Source organism: Polyangium sp. 15x6, assembly GCF_029960785.1.
Classification (GTDB): domain Bacteria; phylum Myxococcota_A; class Polyangia; order Polyangiales; family Polyangiaceae; genus Polyangium.
This window is the reverse complement of sequence record NZ_JASBQE010000082.1, coordinates 1-15,649: the sequence shown is the minus strand read 5'-3', so window position 1 is coordinate 15,649 and position 15,649 is coordinate 1. Positions and strand designations below refer to the sequence as shown.

Sequence of the window (15,649 nt, the reverse complement as noted above, 5' to 3'; positions counted from 1 at the left end):
GGAATGCGACCATCGGTCTCTGGGGAATTTTTACTTTTCGGGCAAGCTTTCGGCGAGGGCCGCTCATGCTCGGCATCGACGAGGCTGGCGGGACGACTTCGCTACGGCTGCCGTGGCTCTTTCGGCAGGCGCGCCGCCCCTGCGCGAGCGCCTGCGAGCACGGTGTCGATCGCCGCGGCGGCGTAGTCCTCGCTCACGTCCTCGCCGCGATGGATGAGGCGCCCATAGATCCCCCCGAAGATCAGGTCGAGGACGAGCTCCGTGTTCACGTCCGCGGGCAGCTCGCCGCGCGTGATGCCTCGCTCGAGCAAGGCCTGGTTGCGTTGTCGATTTCGATCGCGCAGGCCCCTCGAGAGGGCCTCGACCTCTGGATCCGCGAGCTCCGTCTGAAGCATCCGCACGATGCCCCGGCCCGTTTTCGTCTGGCACGTCCGCACGGCCCCCATCACCACGGCCAGGAGATCCCCGCGCAGCGTGCCCGTGTCCGGCGGCTCCTGCTCTGCGTTCACCGCGCGCAGGGACGCCGCCACGAGCTCCGCCTTGGTCGGCCAGCGCCTGTAGATGGTCGTCTTGGCGACCCCCGAGCGCGCGGCGACGTCCTCCATGCGTAGCGCGCCGTAGCCGACGCACCCGAGCTCCTCTTGCGTCGCGGTGAGCACGGCCGCGACCACGCGCTCCGCGCGTCCCCCGGCGCGGGTGCCTTCGGTGCGTCGGCTTCGGCGCGCGGGCGGGGGGGTGCTCTCGTGATGCATGGGCAGACCTCTTCCGGCTCGAGTCCTAGCGGACCCTCACCCAAAGGCAACTTTGTGTTGCGATTCCAGTTCGGGGCGGGTACTATGGCTAAAGTTAGTAGCCTTTATTGGCATGCGTGAGCACGGCGAGCGTCTCGCTCCGACGAAAGGATGTGTGCTGCGATGAATACAAGTCAGGTCAGCCAACCCGCTCACCGAGCTCCGCGATGCGCGCGGGGCGCGCGTCCTCTGGGTGGGCACCGCGAGCGGCGGCGCCGCGCGATACGATCTCGACGCGGAGGCCTGGCTTCCGTCGCTGAACGAGAGGTCGAACCCGGCCCTGCCGGACAGCACCGTGCTTTTCGCGCGCGCGGACGCGCTGGGCCGCGTGTATCTCGGCACCAACCGGGGCGTCGCGCGCCTCACTCCTCGCACGCCGACGCCCGAGGACCCCGCGGAGTTTTCCGTCTACGTCTTCACGCGCGAGGACGGGCTGCCGGGCGACGAGTGCAATGCGGGGACCGCCTCGGTCGACAGCCGCGGGCGCATCTGGGTGGGCACGACCGAGGGCGCGGCGGTCTTCGATCCGGCGGAAGAGGTCCCGGATCACGCGGGCGGGCCCCTCGTGTTCTCCTCCGCGCGGGCCGCGGACGGCACGCTCGCGCTTTCGCCCGGCGCGTCGCTCGCCTGGGACCAGAACACGGTGTCGTTCGATTACGCGCGGCTCAGCTTCCTCCACGAGCGCAGCACGCAGTATCGCATCCAGATGGTCGGTTTCGACGCGGCGCCGAGCGCGTGGACCGCGGACGGGAAGGTGCGGTACACGAACTTGCCGGCGGGCGCGTACACGTTCCAGGTCTGGGGGCGTGATCACGCGGGCGACGTCGCGGGGCCGGCGGCGATCGCATTCCAGGTGAGACCCGCGCCTTGGCGGACGTGGTGGGCCTACCTCGGGTATGCCGCCGTGGCTTCGGGGCTCGTGTACGGCGGCGTGAGGTTCCGGCTTCGCGCGCTCGCGCGGCGCAATCTCGACCTCGAGCGACAAGTGGAAGAGCGGACGGCGGAGCTTCTGGCGGCCAAAGAGGCGGCGGACGCGGCGAACCAGGCGAAATCGAGCTTCCTCGCCAGCATGAGCCACGAGCTGCGCACGCCCCTCAATGGAATCCTCGGGTACGCGCAGCTCCTCGCCCAGTCACCCGAGCTCTCGCGCAAGGATCGCGCCGGGCTCGATGTCGTGCAGCGCTCGGGCGAGCACCTGCTCGCGCTCATCGACGACGTCCTCGACCTCGCGCGGATCGAGGCGGGCAAGATGGCGCTCGCCCCGTCGGAGGTCCATCTGCCGTGGCTCTTGCAAAGCGTCGCGGATCTGTGCCGGGTCCGCGCGGAGCAGAAGAGCCTCGTTTTTCAGTACGTGATCACCGGGGCATTGCCCGAATGGGTCGAGGTGATCCGAAACGACTGACGCAGGTCCTCGTCAACCTGCTCGGCAATGCCATCAAGTTCACCCGCAAGGGGAGCGTCACCCTGCGGGCCTCTGCCCAGGGCAGCGGTGATTTCGTTTTTCGGGTGGAGGACACGGGCCCAGGGATCGCGGCCGCCGATTGTCGCGCGGATCTTCGAGCCCTTCGAGCAGGCCAGCGATCGGAGGGCGCGCGCCGAGGGCGCCGGGCTCGGGCTCTCGATCAGCCGGCGGATCGTGGAGCAAATGGGCGGCCAGCTCGACGTGGAGAGCGCGCCCGGCGAGGGCAGCACGTTCGGGGTCTCGCTTCGTCTGCCCGTCCTTTCGCGGGGTCTGCCGACGAAAGAGGAGCGCCCCGCCGAGGTCATCACCGGCTACGAAGGCGAGACACGCGTGGTCGTCGTCGTCGACGACAACGAGGGCAATCGTGCATTCGTGCGTGATGCGCTCGAGCCTCTTGGATTCGAGGTCCTCGAAGCCGAGGACGGCGCGCGAGCCATCGCCTCGATCGCTCCTCGAAGGCGAACACGGCGTCGAGACGCTAGCCGAGTCGATGAAAATAGTACCGTACGCGGCTCGGGCTCGTGCGGCTATTGTCCCCGTGATACCCGTAGGTGGTCCGCAACCTTTGCCTGTCGACGTCGTTCGGGGGCGTCATGTAATCCGACTCCAGGCTGAAGTTGAGCTGCCAGCAATAAGGATGTCGGCGAAGCTGATCCAGGAAGTTTTGTAACCTCGTTTTGCATCCGTCACAGGGCCCCATGTTGCTCACGACGATGAAGTCGATTCGATACCCCGGCCGGAGCTGATCCCACCTGAGCCGCTGGTCCCGAAGCACCATGTTGAGCGTGGCGACTTCACTGTCACGGACACTGGCCGCCATTTCCGCATCCTCGACCCCCGCTGCTATCCCGTATGTGTCCGTCTCGTCGTGTTCCCCCGCTCTCACCGGATCGGTCTGGAACACGAAGACTTTTTCGACGAAAACAAGGACGCTGGTCCAGACGCCGCCGTCCCTGCGCACGATGCCGTCGAGTGCGACGAGCGCGTCGTCTCTTGCGAGCTCCAGGCGACAGATCTGTATGTATTCATCGTTCGCGCGGTTGTTTTCGCGAAGCATGCGGTCGAGGATGTCCCTCATTTGAATGGGCCCTATCTCGCGGAGATAGGCCAGGACCCTGCCTCGATTGCTGGGATCGGTCGTCTCGAGATCGGAAGGGCCGATGGGGACCCGTTGAATCGACGCGGCCCGCTTGCACTGCACGGTGGCGGGGTGCGGCGGCTTGGCCGTGAGGTTCTCCGGCAGCATTGCCTTCCTCTGCACCATCGCCGGGTGCGGCGGCGACGCGCCCGGCTGCTCGCGCCGTTGCAGGGTGGCAGGGTGTGGAGGCCGTTTCCACGCGTGCATGGAACCTCGTATACGATGACCCCGGCGCCCAAGACAAAGAAACGGCCCCCTTCGTCCCGCGCGCACGCCCCCTGAGCATTGCTTGGGGGAGACGAGTCGCCGCAAAAAGGGTGGCCCGTCATGTCGGCTCCTCGGGGATCTCGGGCGAGCCGGGCCAGGTGATGCCCACCTTTTGAAGCCTGCGTCGAGCCTCGGGCAAGTCGTGCGGCCGAAGGGGCGATTTGGGAAGGATCGTCGCGATCTCGTCGGGCAAAAGCTCCGTGGGGCCAACCAGCGCGCGGGCGGTGACTGCGTCCACGATCGCGAGAAGGGGGGCGACCTTCCTGAAGGTGTCCTCCGTGATTTTCGTGGCGTAATCCGAATCATACGCCGGTAGGAGCCGTCCTCGCCCAACGCGGCCCCAATTGGCAAGTTGCCAGACGCCGGGGGCGGTCGGCGTGTCGAAGAGCTGCCTCCGTCCACGCGACGACGTCGTAATCTCCGCATCCGTCGCCGTTGAAGAATGCGCCCCGCTGAAGGTCGCCCGTCCACTTCGGCACGACGCAGGCCGTGAGTACGTGCCGCGCGAGCGGGTCCAGCGGCGCGAGGATGTTTTCGACGTACGCGCGCAACGCGGCGCGGACGATGGCATCTCGGTTGAACCGGACGGGCCCGAAACATTGGGTGAGGTAATCCGGCTCCACATAGGGTCCGCCGGTAAACGGGTCGATCGTTGGTTTCGGCTCCTTGGGGATCTCGGGCGAGCCGGGCCAGGTGATGCCGACCTCCTGAAGGCTGTGCTGGGCGTCGAGCACGCGCTTGGGATCGGGCGCGGGGTAAAGCAGCGTCTCGAGCTCGGCAGGCGTGAACTCCGTGGGGCCTTTCAGCCTCCGATCGACCACGGCGTCCATGATGGCGTGGGCGGGGGCGTCTTGCGGGCGGGCGTGGTTGACCACGACCTTCCCGGGGCGAGGATGAGAAGAAGCCTCACAACACAGCGGCAGCAGCCGCCCGTTGTGGAGCAGGCCCCACGCGGCCAGCCAGTGGCCGCCGCAGTTCTCCGGGTCCTCGAAGAACCTGCCTCCCATGCGATCGCCGTGGAGCCAGAAGCCGCCGCCCACGTCCCTCTCCCCATGATCGCATCCCACGCCGAGCAGGCTGGTGGCGAGCACGAGCGCGGGCTCCAGCTCCTCGGGAAGCCCTGGCAAGGCCCAACGCACGTCGTCCGGGCCACCCGTCACCGCGTCGATCGAAAGGGCGCAATGCTGCATCGGACCACAGCCGTCGTATGCGAGGCCAACGATGCCCGCCTCGGTCCACGCCACGACCACGTAGTCCACCCACGATCGCAGGTGGAACAAGGCGCCCCGCTCGACGTTGCCCCTCCACACCGTCAAGTCGTAGGCTGGGAACGCAAAGCGCGCGATCCCATGAAGGGAGCTTTCCACGTACGCGCGCACCGCAGCGCGCACGATGGCGTCGCGGTCGAAAACCAGGCGCCCGAAGTGAGTGGTGGCCCGTTCGATCACCTGGCTCGCCTAGAGTCAGATGGGTCTCGGTGTCAACGTGCTCGTGGATGCCGACCGCGTCACGGCGTGTAGGTGTACGGCGGAACCTTGTTGATCTGCTCTACCTCGTCCGCCGATGGATATTTGCACCAGAGAAACCTGTTGAGCTTCTCGGAGATGACCGCCGCATTCTTGTTCGCGTTCGTGCCCCACTTGCAACTGCGCAGGTCCGTCCTGCGCGCGACGTGGTGCACACGCGCTGCCTTTGCGTCATAGACCCCGGGTTTCGTGGGGGGCTCATTGAGGAACGTCGGCTCGGTGCACATCTCTGGACAGCCCTTCTTGCAAGGATACCTGAAGCCCGCGAGATCGGAGCGTATCTTGCCATCGTTATTCTGGCGGTTGACCTGGAGGATCCACTCCCTCTGGGTGAGGGTGCCGCCGTCGGGGCCGACGAGGCCGGTTTTGCAGTAGAACTCTTCCCCTGGTTCGACGGTGGTCAGTTGGGGCAAATTGCGGTAGGGGCCGTTGACCTCCAGCGGCGCGCCGCCGTCGACCTCGATGAGCGACGTCTCCAGGGGGCGCGTCCTCGAGTTTGATGTCGATCTTGATCGCGGGATCCGGACCGACCTGCAGCCAGTAGTCCTTCGTGCCCTTGTCTTCCTGGCACTTGTAGTCCTTGCTGTAGGGCGCGGCTCCGAAGATCTCCGCGATCATCTTGGCATCGGCGCACGCTTTCCCATCCTTCTCCTTCTTCTCCTTCAGCACCTCCTCCTTGTAGAAACAGTTGAACGTGGGGGTCGCGGCCGCGGGCAGGTAGCAGGCCGAGCCAAACGCGGCCTTGTACTTCTTCTGCAGCTCGATGTTGTCGCTCGGATTTCCCAAAAGCGGGATGCGGTAGCGCTTGCACGGCTCGGGCATCGGCTCCGCACATGCGGTCGACGGCTCTTCGACCGGCGTGTCCTCTGCCGGCGTCTCGCACGAGTCGACAGGCTCCGGCGCGCCCCCCGCGCACGCACCCATCATCCACGCCCCCACGAAGCCCAACTCCACCACGCCCAGCATGGCCCAGCGGCGTCTCGTCATCCTTCCCATGAGGTACTGAATCTCAGGTTGATCGGCCGAGCGACAAGGGGAAACGAGCCAGGGGGCGGCTCACGCTGCACCCTCTTGCCGCCTTCGCCCGCATTTCCTCTGGACATCTCCCGCCGGCTTTGGTACGACCGCTTCCACCCGAAGGAGCCCATTCCCTCCATGGAAATGCCCCCCGAAGACACTCCGCCGGAGGCCTACCTCCCGCGGAGCGCCTATAGCATCTCCCGCGTCGCGGCCGATCCGAAGACCGCCGGCCTCGAAAAGCCCCTCGAGGCGATTCACGGAGACCTCAAGAAAATCCTCCGTGAGCGCGAGGACCTCGAGGAAGAGGCCGAAAAGAGGAGCGCCGTCGTCGACGCGCGCGATAGCGAGCTCGACGAGGACGTCGGCGGCTTCGAGCTCAGCCTCCTCGCCCTCGTGACGAAGAATCGCGAGGATCCGCGATATCGTCGTTATTTCCCGGAGGGCCTCCGTGAGGTCACGACCGCCGAGCCGCGCAAGGAGGAGCCCGAGCTCGTGGGGGACATGCTCGACAGCATGACGGAGGACATGAACGATCCCGAGCTCGGCTCCCTCGTCGCCACCTGGGCCCCGAAGCTCTCGAACTCCCGCAGCAGAGTCCTCGCGGCCAGCGAGAGCCTCGCCATCAGCGAGAAGGAGCTCGCTGTTCTGGACGACAAGCGCATCCCCGCGCTCATGGCCGCCTGGCGCACGGAGTACAAGAAGCTCGAAGGTCAGCTCACCGCCGTGTACGCGTCGAACCCGAAGAAGGTCGCTCGCTTTTTCAAGCCGTTCCGCAAGCGCAACAAAGCCAAGAAGACCGACGCCTGATCGCGTCCGGCACGTACAAAACCCCCTCCGCGCGCGCCTGCCACGTGTCCGATCGTGCCGGCGCCCCCTCCGCGCGTCTCCGCCACGTGGCAACCGGCGCCGAACGGCCCTGCACGCAAGTCCGCCACGTGGCAGGAGGCGCCGAACGTGGCTTCGCGCCCCTCCGCCACGTGGCGGCCGTGTCCGAACGGCCCTGCACGCTAGCCCGCCACGTGGCAGGAGGCGCCAAACGCGGTTTCGTGCGTCCCGGTCCGACGTCCGCTCTCTCCGCAGGGCGCGAGGTCCATCCGCGCCAATCTGGTCCACAGGCGCGCCGTCCGTGGTAGCCTCCTGACCATGAGCTTCCTTCGATCATGGTCCAACGCACGGATCCGGCAGCTCGCGCGCCTCGCCGTCCTGCCGATCATCATCTTCGCCGGCTCGTGCTACCAGGCACCGAGCTGCAATCTGAACTTCGACCAATGCCAGGGCGATTCGGAGTGCGGGTCGGGGTCCATCTGCGACCAGGAGCTTTTTTCCCTTGGCCTCGAGTGTATCCGCGCGACGGAGTGCCAGACGCACGCGGACTGCCCGGCCGGCTCCACCTGCGACCAGCGCGCCACGATGCCCGCCGACAACCCCTTCGGCAGCGACTTCCAGGGCAAGAAGGTCTGTAGCTGTGGATCGCTCTGCGGCGGCGGAGTCGGCGGCTTCGGTGGCGCTGGAGGCGCGGGCGGAAGCGGAGGCGCGGGCGGAAGCGGAGGCGCCGGCGGAAGCGGAGGCGCCGGCGGAATCGGCGGCGCAGGCGGTAGCGGGGGCGGAGGCGGAAGCGGAGGCGCCGGCGGAAGCGGCGGCGCGGGTGGCGGCGCGAAGATGGGAGGTGGGAATTGAAGCGCGTTCTTTTCGTGGCGCTCGGCCTCGCGATGCTGAGCCTGGGCTGTCAACACACGGTCGACGAAGTCTGCGAGGACCTCGGCGAATGCACCGAGGTGGACGCGAACGATTGCCTCACCGATGGCCAGAGGCTCCAGTCGACGGCGGAGTCACGCGGCTGCGACGACGCCTTCGAGGAGTACATCGATTGCGTCGCCGGCGCGGTCTGCTCGTTTCGGCAGGTCTGCCAGGTCGAGCGCTTCGCCCTGGAGTCCTGCGCGGGATCGTTCCCGCAGTAGCTCGTCTTGGGCTGGGGCCGCCGCGCCGGGGCGCCGCCCCGGACCCCGGCAGGGGCTATCCGCCCCTGCACCCGGACCAGGCACGGCCTGGACCGAAGGTGGAAGAACTGCGCTCCGCGCAGTTCTTCCAACGGGCCCGTTGGACCGCGTTGCCAGTCGAAAAGGCAGCGCGGCTGTCTTGTTTGGCAGGGTGGTAGCTGGCCTTGACTCGGCCTGTTCGATGAACTGCGCATCGCGCAGTTCATCGACCAAAGGTCCAGCGCTTGCGCTGGTCCGGGTCGAGGGGCGGATAGCCCCCGCGGGGCCTGGGGCGGAGCCCCAGCGAGGCGGCTTCCGTTACAGCGCCTTCGGCGCGAGCACGCGGCAGATCTTGGCGGCCTCGTCCCGTCGCTCGACCTTCGCCGCCTTGATGTTGCAATGCAGCCAGTCCTTGCCGATCGGATAGGCGTACTCCGCCACGTAGAACGTCTGGATGGCGGTCTTGTACGAGCCCTCGCGCGCGGCGGAGCCGTCGGGGTTTTTCTGGTCCTTTTCGACCTTGACGTCTTGCGCGTCGGGGGGGGCGAGGTCGCCCATCGGGCCGACGGGCGTCACGGCGACGAGCGTCCCGCTGAACTTGTCCTTGCCCTTCGGGACGACCCAGAACCCCGACGCCGACGCTTCCTTGATCTCCATGTTCCCCGCGATCGCGACCTCGCACTTCGCTTCGGGCACCTGCACGCGGACGACGGCCTCTTCACCTTTGCTGCACCCCGCGAGGGCGGCGGCGACGACGAACATGGATGCGGCGGTATGGATCGAGCTCTTCATGGGTAGCGGTCCTTTCCCTGCTTTGTGTGTGACCCGGCGGCCTCGTACCAGACCCCCGCGAGCAAGGAAACAAGAATTTTGAACCTTTTGCTGGGTCACGAGGCCGCCGCTGGCCCTCGTCCTCCTACGGCTCCCCGTCCCAGTAATCGACCGACGCCTCCTTGCGTTGCACCACACGGAAAGCCCCGGGCTTCGCCTCGGCCTTCGCGAGGTACTTGCCCGAATCGGGGTACTCGCAGATCTCGGGGTACTCCATCGTGCTGATGGACAGGTATTTGAGCGGCGCGCTCGAGGTATTGAGGATCTGGTGCGGGTACTCCGGGCCCGGCGGGATGAAGATCACGTCGCCGGCCGTGATCGGCAAATGTTCGCCCGCCACGCGCAGCGTGCCTTCGCCTTCGAGGACGATGAACATCTCCTCTTGCGTGTAATGGTAATGGTAGGGGCAGCCGCGGCCGCCCGGGGGCATGATGTCGATCGAGGCGCCGAGCTTCTTCGCCGCCGTGCCCTGGGCCAGGCCGGCGAACGAGGTATCGTACAGCGGCGCGCGCTGGAAACGTTCGAGGTTCGCCGTGTTGAAGTTGCGGATGAGGCGTTGTCGTAGATCGGTGGCTTTGTCGCTCATGGGAGCGCTAAGTTAGTACATCCTTCCGGAAGTTCGTAGTGGTTCACGTGATCGGCGTGAGCATCCATGCCGAAGGAGCATCTGCACGCGCTTGCCGGGGGCCTCGGGATCACTCGTGGGGACGAAATTTGGTCTCTCCCTGCGGGGAGTAGTGACGTGAACCTTTCTGGAGGAGATCTATGTACAAATATTTGCTGCCCGTTGTTGTCGGTATCCTCGTCGCAGGCTGTGCCAGGACAGAAGTCACGAATGAACCCGAAGTATCGGATATGGCCTCCGAAGAAACCATGGAAGCAACCGAGGCGCTTTCCAACACGAAGATGATCCTTACTTGCACGGGAACGGGCTGACGAGCGAGCTTCCGGGATGATGCCGGAGCACGCCTCCGCATCACCAATAAGCAAAAGCCCCCCGGAAGAGCCCTCGCAGCCCCTCCTCGTCGATCGCGCACGGCGCATTCGACACGAGGCGCGCCTGCACGATCGTCCCGGCCGCGAGCGCCTCCACGTCCGCCTCCCCATATCCGACCTCGGAGAGCCCATTCGGCACGCCGGCCGCCCGCATCATCCCGCTGAGGTGCGACGCCAGCACCTCGCCCGCGTCCTCCGGCGCCGCGCCGCGTACGTCCGCGCCGAGCCGCGCCGCGGCTTCGAGGTGCCGCGCCGGGTTCGTCTTCGCGAGCGCGCGAAACACCGAAGGCGCGTTCACCACGACCGACACCCCGTGCGGCACGAGCGGCTCGCCCTCGGGATACCCCGGCATCGTGAACGAGCGGCACAGGCCCGAGACCGCATACGACATCGCGTGCGGCAAATGCACGCCCGCATTGCCGAACGCGATGCCCGCGAGCGTCGCCGCCCACGCCATTCCCTCGCGCGCCTCCTCGTCGTCCGCGTCCGCGACCGCGCGCAAGAGATAACGACCCGCGAGCTCCAGCGCGCTCTTGCAGCCCATGTCGCTCCACGGGTTCGCCCCCTGGCTCATCGGGCGCTTGCTCGCTTCCGGCGCCCGCGGCCGCGTCGAATACGGGCGCGCCGTGAACGATTCGAGCGCGTGCGTCACCACGTCGAACCCGCTCGCCGCGACCACGCTCTTCGGCATCGTCCGCGTCGCCGTGGGATCGACGATCGCCCGCGTCGGGCGGAGCTTTCGGGAGGCGATGCCCGTCTTCGCCTTGCGGCCCGTGTCGTCGAAGACGGCGATGCCCGTGCATTCGGCGCCCGTGCCCGTCGTCGTCGGGCAAGCGATGTGCGGGGGCAGGGGACCCGGGACCTCGCGGCCCTCGCCAATCGGGCGATTCACGTACGCGTAAAAATCGGCCGGGTACGTCGCGTAAAGCAGCGCGGCCTTGCACGTGTCGATGACCGACCCGCCGCCGACCGACACGTATCCGTCGAACCGGCCCTCCGCGGCGAATCGCGCGGCCTCGGCGAACGAATGATCCGTTGGCTCGATGTGCACCTCGTCGTACACCACGACGTCGACGCCCGCGCGCCCGAGCGAGCGCCGCGCCTCCTCCACGGGCGCGAGCCGCGCGAGCCGCGCATCCGTGAAGAGCGCGACCCGCCCGAGCCCGAGCGCCGCGGCCTCCTCGCCGACCTCCGCGAGCGCGCCCGGGCCGAACGTGACGGCCGACGCGTCCATCGAGAACGCCGCGTCGCCGCCCTCGATCAGCGCATACCCGAGGCAATATCCCATCGCCCTAGACCCACTTCTCGCGGCGATACCATTCGAGGGCCTGGCGCACGCCCTCCTGGAGATGCACCTTCGAGCGCCAGCCGACAGCCTCGCGGAGCGCGTCGCTCTTGCACGTCCACGCCTCCTGCGCGCCCATCTTCGCCTTCTGCCGGTTGAAGAGGCGCGGCTTCTTGTCGAAGCGCGTCGCGATCTCGCCGCCGAACGCCGCCACGTCGACGAGCATCTCCGGCAGATCCACGGTGAGCACGCGCCGGCCGCTCGCCTCGACGATCGCGCCCTGGAACCGCTCCCAGGTCACGGGTTCGTTGTCGCAAACGAAAAACGCGCGGCTCTTCGCGCCGTCGTGCATGGCGCTGACGAGCGTCGCCGTGACGAGGTCGTCGACGTAGATGCCCGAGAACCAGCGCTTCTTGTTGCCGAAGAACACGTTCCGGCCGCGCTCGACCTCGCGGAAGAGGTTGAAGTAATCGACGTCGCCGGGGCCGTACACGCCGCCAGGGCGCAGGATCGTCCACGGGATCACGTCGCCCGCGCGCTCGACGACGCGCTCGGCTTCGAGCTTGCTCTGGCCGTAGAACTCGATGGGGCGCGGCGCGTCGGTCTCGACGTGGGGGCGCGTGGCGCTCGAAGGGCCGAAGCTCGCGAGCGAGCTGACGAGGACGAACCTTCGCACCTCGGGGTGCTTCTTGCGCAGCGCTTCGAGCAGGTTCTCCGTGGGCATGACGTTGGCCCGCTGGAAATCGGTGTACTCGACGCCCTTCGTCGCGCCCGCGACGTGCAGCACGTAGTCCGGCTTCTCCTCGGCGATCAAGCGCTCGAGGCCCGCGCGATCGTCGTATTCGACCTCGACCGAGCGCCCCCGCTTCGCCGGAGGCGAGCCGCGCCGCCGCAGCGAGACGACGTCCACGCCGCGATCGACGAGCGTGTTTTGCAGGCGGCCGCCGATGAAGCCGCTGGCGCCCGTGAGGAGGACTTTTCCGGTTGAAATTCCGAGCTCTTCCACGTCGCCGCTTTGCCTCAACTGGCGCGGGGCGGCAAGATCCGATCAGAAGGGCGCGAGCGTCTCCAGGATCCGATAGGCCTCCTCGCAAGCCTGCGCCGTGTGGCAGCGAGCCTGGAAGTAGAGCTGACCGACGCTGACGCTCCCCCCCAACTCCGGGAGGCAGAAGGGAGGGCAGACCGCCTCCTTCTCGTCGAAAGCCACGAAGAAGCCTTGGGTATACCCCTGGGGCATCGCGAGCTCGGTCGTGTCCATCCTCCTCGTGACCGCGTGGTAGTTCCCGATTCGAACGGGCGTCGTGGCCCCGCCGAGCGCGAGGCCGTATTCACCGAGGGTGAAGGACGCCTCGAAATCGTGCCGATGGAGCGTGAGGATCGCACCGGGGCCACAGTCGAAGCCGTTCCGGCGCGTGGTGTCGACGTCGGGCGGCGCGAAGAACGTGAAGAGGCGCGCGAACTCGCGCCGGGTCCAGGTCTCGGGCACCGGGTGCGGCGGGCGCTCCACGCAGCGGCCCTGACGGCACATCGCGGTGGGCTGGGCGCTGCAGACCTCGTAACGCGAGACGCACCGCTCTTCGAGCCACGCGCGCGCGTGGCGATCGGCCTCCTCGGTCGACGCATGCCGATTCTCGAACCGGAAGCAGCCGTCGAGATCGTACCATTGCTCGCCGCGAAGCGTGGCGCGGCAGTCGTTGTCGTGCGTGCAGGTGGAGATGCGATCCATCGCGCTCGTGTACTGCCCCGCGAGCACCTTGCAGTGCGCTGGGTCCCCGAGCTGCGCCGCGACCTTCTTCCGCGCCTTCGCCTCGGCCGCGGCCTCCGCCTCGGCGCGAGCGGCGAGCGCGCGCGCGTCGTACGAGGCCTTCCCGAGCCCGATCGCAGCCCCGAACGCGAGCGTGAGCCCGGCGAACGGCGCCATCGTCCGCAGGCGCCGCCGCGAAAACGCCGCCCCGAGCACGCCCGACACCGCGGGCAAACCCGCGAACGCGATCCGTACGACCTCCAAGGATCGATCCGTCGACGCCGCCGGCACCAGCGTCCAGGGCGCGCCACCCTCGCGATACCCCGCGGCCGCCGAGGCCGCTTCCGCGCGCACGAGCTTGCCCGCCACGACGACACGATCGCCGTGCATGATCGATCGCATGCGGAGCGGCCCTGCCGGAATGGGATCCCGATCCCCGCAAGCCGTGTGAATCCGCGCCGCCACCTCCGCGGCCAGCGTGCCCTTCGCGTCGTGCCGCGTCTCGCGTGATCCCGCGACGACCAGGGTTTTTCCGTGCAGATCGACCGCCCCGTCCCGCATCACGAGCCGGAGCCGCGCCGCGCGCGCGTTCGCTTCGGAAAACCGCCCCGCGGCCGTGGCCGCCGCGGCAGGAGCGCCGTTCTCGAACCGCGCCCCCGGCTCCCCGACGACCTCGAGCACCCCTCCGAGTGTGACGTTCGCCGCCGGATCGAGCCCCGCGAGCGCGGTCCGCGGCTCGCCGAGCGCGCGCCGCGCCGCGCGCGCCTCACGCCTGGCCGAAAACGCCGCCCCGAGCGCCTGCGCGCCCATTCCCACGACGAACGCAGCCGCCCCGCCGAGGGCCCCGGCGATGGCCGCCGTCTCCGGACTTTGGAACGGATGCATGCCGGCGCAGGATAACGCGAATCGCGGCGCGGCGGGCCGGCGATGCATCCCGCAAGGATGCATCCGCCGGCCGCGCGGGGGGGACGAATCAGGCGCGCTTTTCGAGGTACGCCGCGACGCTCGGCAGCGCGCGGAAGCGGTCGTGGAGCGCGCGGAGCTTGGGGAAGTCCGCGAGGCTCTCGGGCTTCGTGCCCATGTGGTTGTCGAGCGTGTCGAACGCGAGCACGTCGGCGTACGTCGGCGACTCGCCGCCGCCGAACCAGGTACAGCTCGCGAGCAGGCCTTCGAGCGTGCGCAGCGTCGCCGGCAGATCGGACCAGTACTTCTCGATCACGGCCTTGTCGGTGTTCATGAACGCGGCGAACTGCACGGGGGCGAACTTGCTCCGCCAGTCGTTGATGGTCTCGGCCGCGACGTCCGCGGTCGTCTTCTCGACCTCGTCCTTGCCGGCGAGGTCGAAGACGCGCGCGAGGTGGCGCACGATGGCCATGCTCTGCGCGATCTTGCGCTCGCCGGATTCGTTGCGCTCGACGAGCACGGGGAGCTGGCCGAGGGGCGTCTGCGGCTTGAACTCGGGCCAGTTCGTGATGGGCGTGTTGGTGAAATCGACGTTCGCCGTGGCGAAGAGGAGCCGGATGGGCTCGGCGCGGCCACGGAGCGGGAAGTAGAGCAGTTCGTAGGAAGTGGACATGGCCCGACCTTCTATCAGGAAGGCCCGAGCCCGAGAAGTCCCCCGGGTCCCGAGGGCGAAGAGGCGCCCGCACGCGTGCGCCGCCCTCCGATTTCCTCGTGCGAACCCCCACGAACTCCTCTACCGTGCGCCGCTCGGAGGACTCGCATGAGCGACGAGGATACGGACGATTTCGAGGACGAGGACTACGGGGACGAGGACGGGGGCGACGAGGAGCCGAGCCCGCACGAGGTTTCGTTCGACGAGGATACGGAAGGCGTCCTCGTCGCGGGCAAGCGCTTCTCGGCGGGCGGCATGACGCGCAAGCAGCTCGGCGAGTTCGCGAAGCACGTGGAGGCGGTCGCCGCAAAGTCGGGGCACGCGGTGACGATCGTGGCCTCGGGCGATCTGACGGATACGGGGCCGGCGCCGGACGACACCGTCTACACGGAGGTGCACATCGGCTTCGAAGGCGGGCGCGGAGGGACGGACGGGCCGGAGACGATCTCGCGCGACGTGGCGCTGCACGTGCTCGAAAAGGCGAAGGCAGTGCCGGCCGAGGTGTGGGCGGAGATCGGCGAAAAGCTCGAAGGGCGCGAGCGCGAGGGGTGGGACGAGGCGTCCGTGTCGATGTACTTCACGTGCGTAGGACCTCTCACGGCCGCGACGCTCGCGTTCGGCGTGCTCGGGACCGAGGACGGCGAAGGGCCCGGCAAGTACATGCGCGGCGTGAACATGGAGCAGGAGGCCCACGAGGAGGGCGTGTGGGGCCAGAAGGTCACGTACGTGCAGTACGAGAGCCCCGAGAGCGAAGAGGTCGATCTCGGCGACGCCGCGCACGCCGAGCGCGTGCGCGAACTCGGCGTCGAGCATGCGCGTTACTTCATCATCGCACGTTATGATTGAGGCCTAGCGCCCCCGGAACCGAAGCCGCTGCGCTGGGGCGTTGCCCCAGACCCCACCAGGGGCTGTCCGCCCCTGGACCCGGACCAGCGCAAGCGCTGGACTCGGGGTCGATGAACTGCGCGATGCGCAGTTCATCGAACGAGACGGGTCAA

The 15,649-nt window shown here is 68.0% G+C and carries 17 protein-coding genes; 5 read left to right on the top strand and 12 right to left on the bottom strand.

The annotated features are described in order from the left end of the window. Positions 1-101: 101 nt before the first annotated feature. Positions 102-752 carry a TetR/AcrR family transcriptional regulator gene (locus tag QHF83_RS39350; RefSeq protein WP_282423218.1) on the bottom strand — a complete coding sequence of 217 codons (651 nt, stop codon included), beginning with the start codon at positions 750-752 and terminating at the stop codon, positions 102-104. A gap of 232 nt (positions 753-984) precedes the next feature. On the opposite strand from QHF83_RS39350, the gene QHF83_RS39345 reads away from it, so the two are divergent. Further along, positions 985-2,193, top strand: coding sequence for a histidine kinase dimerization/phospho-acceptor domain-containing protein (locus tag QHF83_RS39345; protein WP_282423217.1), 1,209 nt, complete (start codon positions 985-987; stop codon positions 2,191-2,193). Between the two features lie 538 nt (positions 2,194-2,731). On the opposite strand, the gene QHF83_RS39340 is transcribed toward QHF83_RS39345, so the two are convergent. The 5 genes from QHF83_RS39340 to QHF83_RS39320 all read right to left on the bottom strand — a co-directional run bounded on the left by QHF83_RS39340 (position 2,732) and on the right by QHF83_RS39320 (position 6,150). Continuing rightward, complete coding sequence (locus QHF83_RS39340; protein WP_282423216.1) at positions 2,732-3,598, bottom strand: hypothetical protein; 867 nt, start codon at positions 3,596-3,598, stop codon at positions 2,732-2,734. 118 nt (positions 3,599-3,716) lie between these two features. Further along, a complete protein-coding gene (locus QHF83_RS39335) occupies positions 3,717-3,896 on the bottom strand; it encodes a hypothetical protein (protein WP_282423215.1) in 180 nt (59 codons plus the stop codon). A 64-nt stretch (positions 3,897-3,960) separates the two neighbouring features. Beyond that, positions 3,961-5,106, bottom strand: coding sequence for a hypothetical protein (locus QHF83_RS39330; protein WP_282423214.1), 1,146 nt, complete (start codon positions 5,104-5,106; stop codon positions 3,961-3,963). 59 nt (positions 5,107-5,165) lie between these two features. Continuing rightward, complete coding sequence (locus QHF83_RS39325; RefSeq protein ID WP_282423213.1) at positions 5,166-5,411, bottom strand: hypothetical protein; 246 nt, start codon at positions 5,409-5,411, stop codon at positions 5,166-5,168. 64 nt (positions 5,412-5,475) lie between these two features. Next, on the bottom strand, positions 5,476-6,150 hold the full coding sequence (locus QHF83_RS39320) for a hypothetical protein (RefSeq protein WP_282423212.1): 675 nt from the start codon (positions 6,148-6,150) through the stop codon (positions 5,476-5,478). Positions 6,151-6,339: 189 nt separating this feature from the next. Here QHF83_RS39320 and QHF83_RS39315 point away from each other — a divergent pair, with 189 nt between their 5' ends. From QHF83_RS39315 to QHF83_RS39305, 3 genes are all read left to right on the top strand, one after another. Beyond that, positions 6,340-7,011, top strand: coding sequence for a hypothetical protein (locus tag QHF83_RS39315; protein WP_282423211.1), 672 nt, complete (start codon positions 6,340-6,342; stop codon positions 7,009-7,011). A gap of 336 nt (positions 7,012-7,347) precedes the next feature. After that, on the top strand, positions 7,348-7,881 hold the full coding sequence (locus tag QHF83_RS39310) for a hypothetical protein (RefSeq protein WP_282423210.1): 534 nt from the start codon (positions 7,348-7,350) through the stop codon (positions 7,879-7,881). Then, complete coding sequence (locus QHF83_RS39305; RefSeq protein ID WP_282423209.1) at positions 7,878-8,162, top strand: hypothetical protein; 285 nt, start codon at positions 7,878-7,880, stop codon at positions 8,160-8,162. Before QHF83_RS39310 ends, QHF83_RS39305 begins: the two co-directional genes overlap by 4 nt. Before the next feature lie 336 nt (positions 8,163-8,498). Here QHF83_RS39305 and QHF83_RS39300 read toward each other — a convergent pair whose 3' ends face one another. From QHF83_RS39300 to QHF83_RS39275, 6 genes are all read right to left on the bottom strand, one after another. Next, complete coding sequence (locus QHF83_RS39300) at positions 8,499-8,972, bottom strand: hypothetical protein (protein ID WP_282423208.1); 474 nt, start codon at positions 8,970-8,972, stop codon at positions 8,499-8,501. 124 nt (positions 8,973-9,096) lie between these two features. Further along, positions 9,097-9,597 carry a cupin domain-containing protein gene (locus tag QHF83_RS39295; RefSeq protein ID WP_282423207.1) on the bottom strand — a complete coding sequence of 167 codons (501 nt, stop codon included), beginning with the start codon at positions 9,595-9,597 and terminating at the stop codon, positions 9,097-9,099. 390 nt (positions 9,598-9,987) lie between these two features. After that, entirely contained in the window at positions 9,988-11,295 is a 1,308-nt protein-coding gene (locus QHF83_RS39290; RefSeq protein WP_282423206.1) for a hydroxyacid-oxoacid transhydrogenase, read from the bottom strand. Between the two features lie 4 nt (positions 11,296-11,299). Then, the gene (locus QHF83_RS39285) at positions 11,300-12,298 is read right to left on the bottom strand and encodes an NAD(P)-dependent oxidoreductase (protein ID WP_282423205.1); all 999 of its coding nucleotides are present in this window, start codon (positions 12,296-12,298) and stop codon (positions 11,300-11,302) included. 42 nt (positions 12,299-12,340) lie between these two features. Beyond that, positions 12,341-13,921, bottom strand: coding sequence for a hypothetical protein (locus tag QHF83_RS39280; RefSeq protein WP_282423204.1), 1,581 nt, complete (start codon positions 13,919-13,921; stop codon positions 12,341-12,343). Between the two features lie 88 nt (positions 13,922-14,009). Further along, positions 14,010-14,612: a glutathione S-transferase family protein gene (locus QHF83_RS39275; protein WP_282423203.1), complete on the bottom strand. Its 603-nt coding sequence runs from the start codon at positions 14,610-14,612 to the stop codon at positions 14,010-14,012. Positions 14,613-14,759: 147 nt separating this feature from the next. Here QHF83_RS39275 and QHF83_RS39270 point away from each other — a divergent pair, with 147 nt between their 5' ends. After that, a complete protein-coding gene (locus QHF83_RS39270; RefSeq protein ID WP_282423202.1) occupies positions 14,760-15,497 on the top strand; it encodes a hypothetical protein in 738 nt (245 codons plus the stop codon). Positions 15,498-15,649 lie beyond the last annotated feature (152 nt).

Bases quoted from the DNA above. Each gene is read 5' to 3' on its own strand.
- QHF83_RS39280 (WP_282423204.1), bottom strand. From the start codon at position 13,921: ATGCATCCGTTCCAAAGTCCGGAGACGGCGGCCATCGCCGGGGCCCTC.
- QHF83_RS39310 (WP_282423210.1), top strand. From the start codon at position 7,348: ATGAGCTTCCTTCGATCATGGTCCAACGCACGGATCCGGCAGCTCGCG.
- QHF83_RS39320 (WP_282423212.1), bottom strand. From the start codon at position 6,150: ATGCTGGGCGTGGTGGAGTTGGGCTTCGTGGGGGCGTGGATGATGGGT.
- QHF83_RS39315 (WP_282423211.1), top strand. From the start codon at position 6,340: ATGGAAATGCCCCCCGAAGACACTCCGCCGGAGGCCTACCTCCCGCGG.
- QHF83_RS39270 (WP_282423202.1), top strand. From the start codon at position 14,760: ATGAGCGACGAGGATACGGACGATTTCGAGGACGAGGACTACGGGGAC.
- QHF83_RS39275 (WP_282423203.1), bottom strand. From the start codon at position 14,612: ATGTCCACTTCCTACGAACTGCTCTACTTCCCGCTCCGTGGCCGCGCC.
- QHF83_RS39295 (WP_282423207.1), bottom strand. From the start codon at position 9,597: ATGAGCGACAAAGCCACCGATCTACGACAACGCCTCATCCGCAACTTC.
- QHF83_RS39350 (WP_282423218.1), bottom strand. From the start codon at position 752: ATGCATCACGAGAGCACCCCCCCGCCCGCGCGCCGAAGCCGACGCACC.
- QHF83_RS39325 (WP_282423213.1), bottom strand. From the start codon at position 5,411: ATGTGCACCGAGCCGACGTTCCTCAATGAGCCCCCCACGAAACCCGGG.
- QHF83_RS39300 (WP_282423208.1), bottom strand. From the start codon at position 8,972: ATGAAGAGCTCGATCCATACCGCCGCATCCATGTTCGTCGTCGCCGCC.
- QHF83_RS39290 (WP_282423206.1), bottom strand. From the start codon at position 11,295: ATGGGATATTGCCTCGGGTATGCGCTGATCGAGGGCGGCGACGCGGCG.
- QHF83_RS39340 (WP_282423216.1), bottom strand. From the start codon at position 3,598: ATGCACGCGTGGAAACGGCCTCCACACCCTGCCACCCTGCAACGGCGC.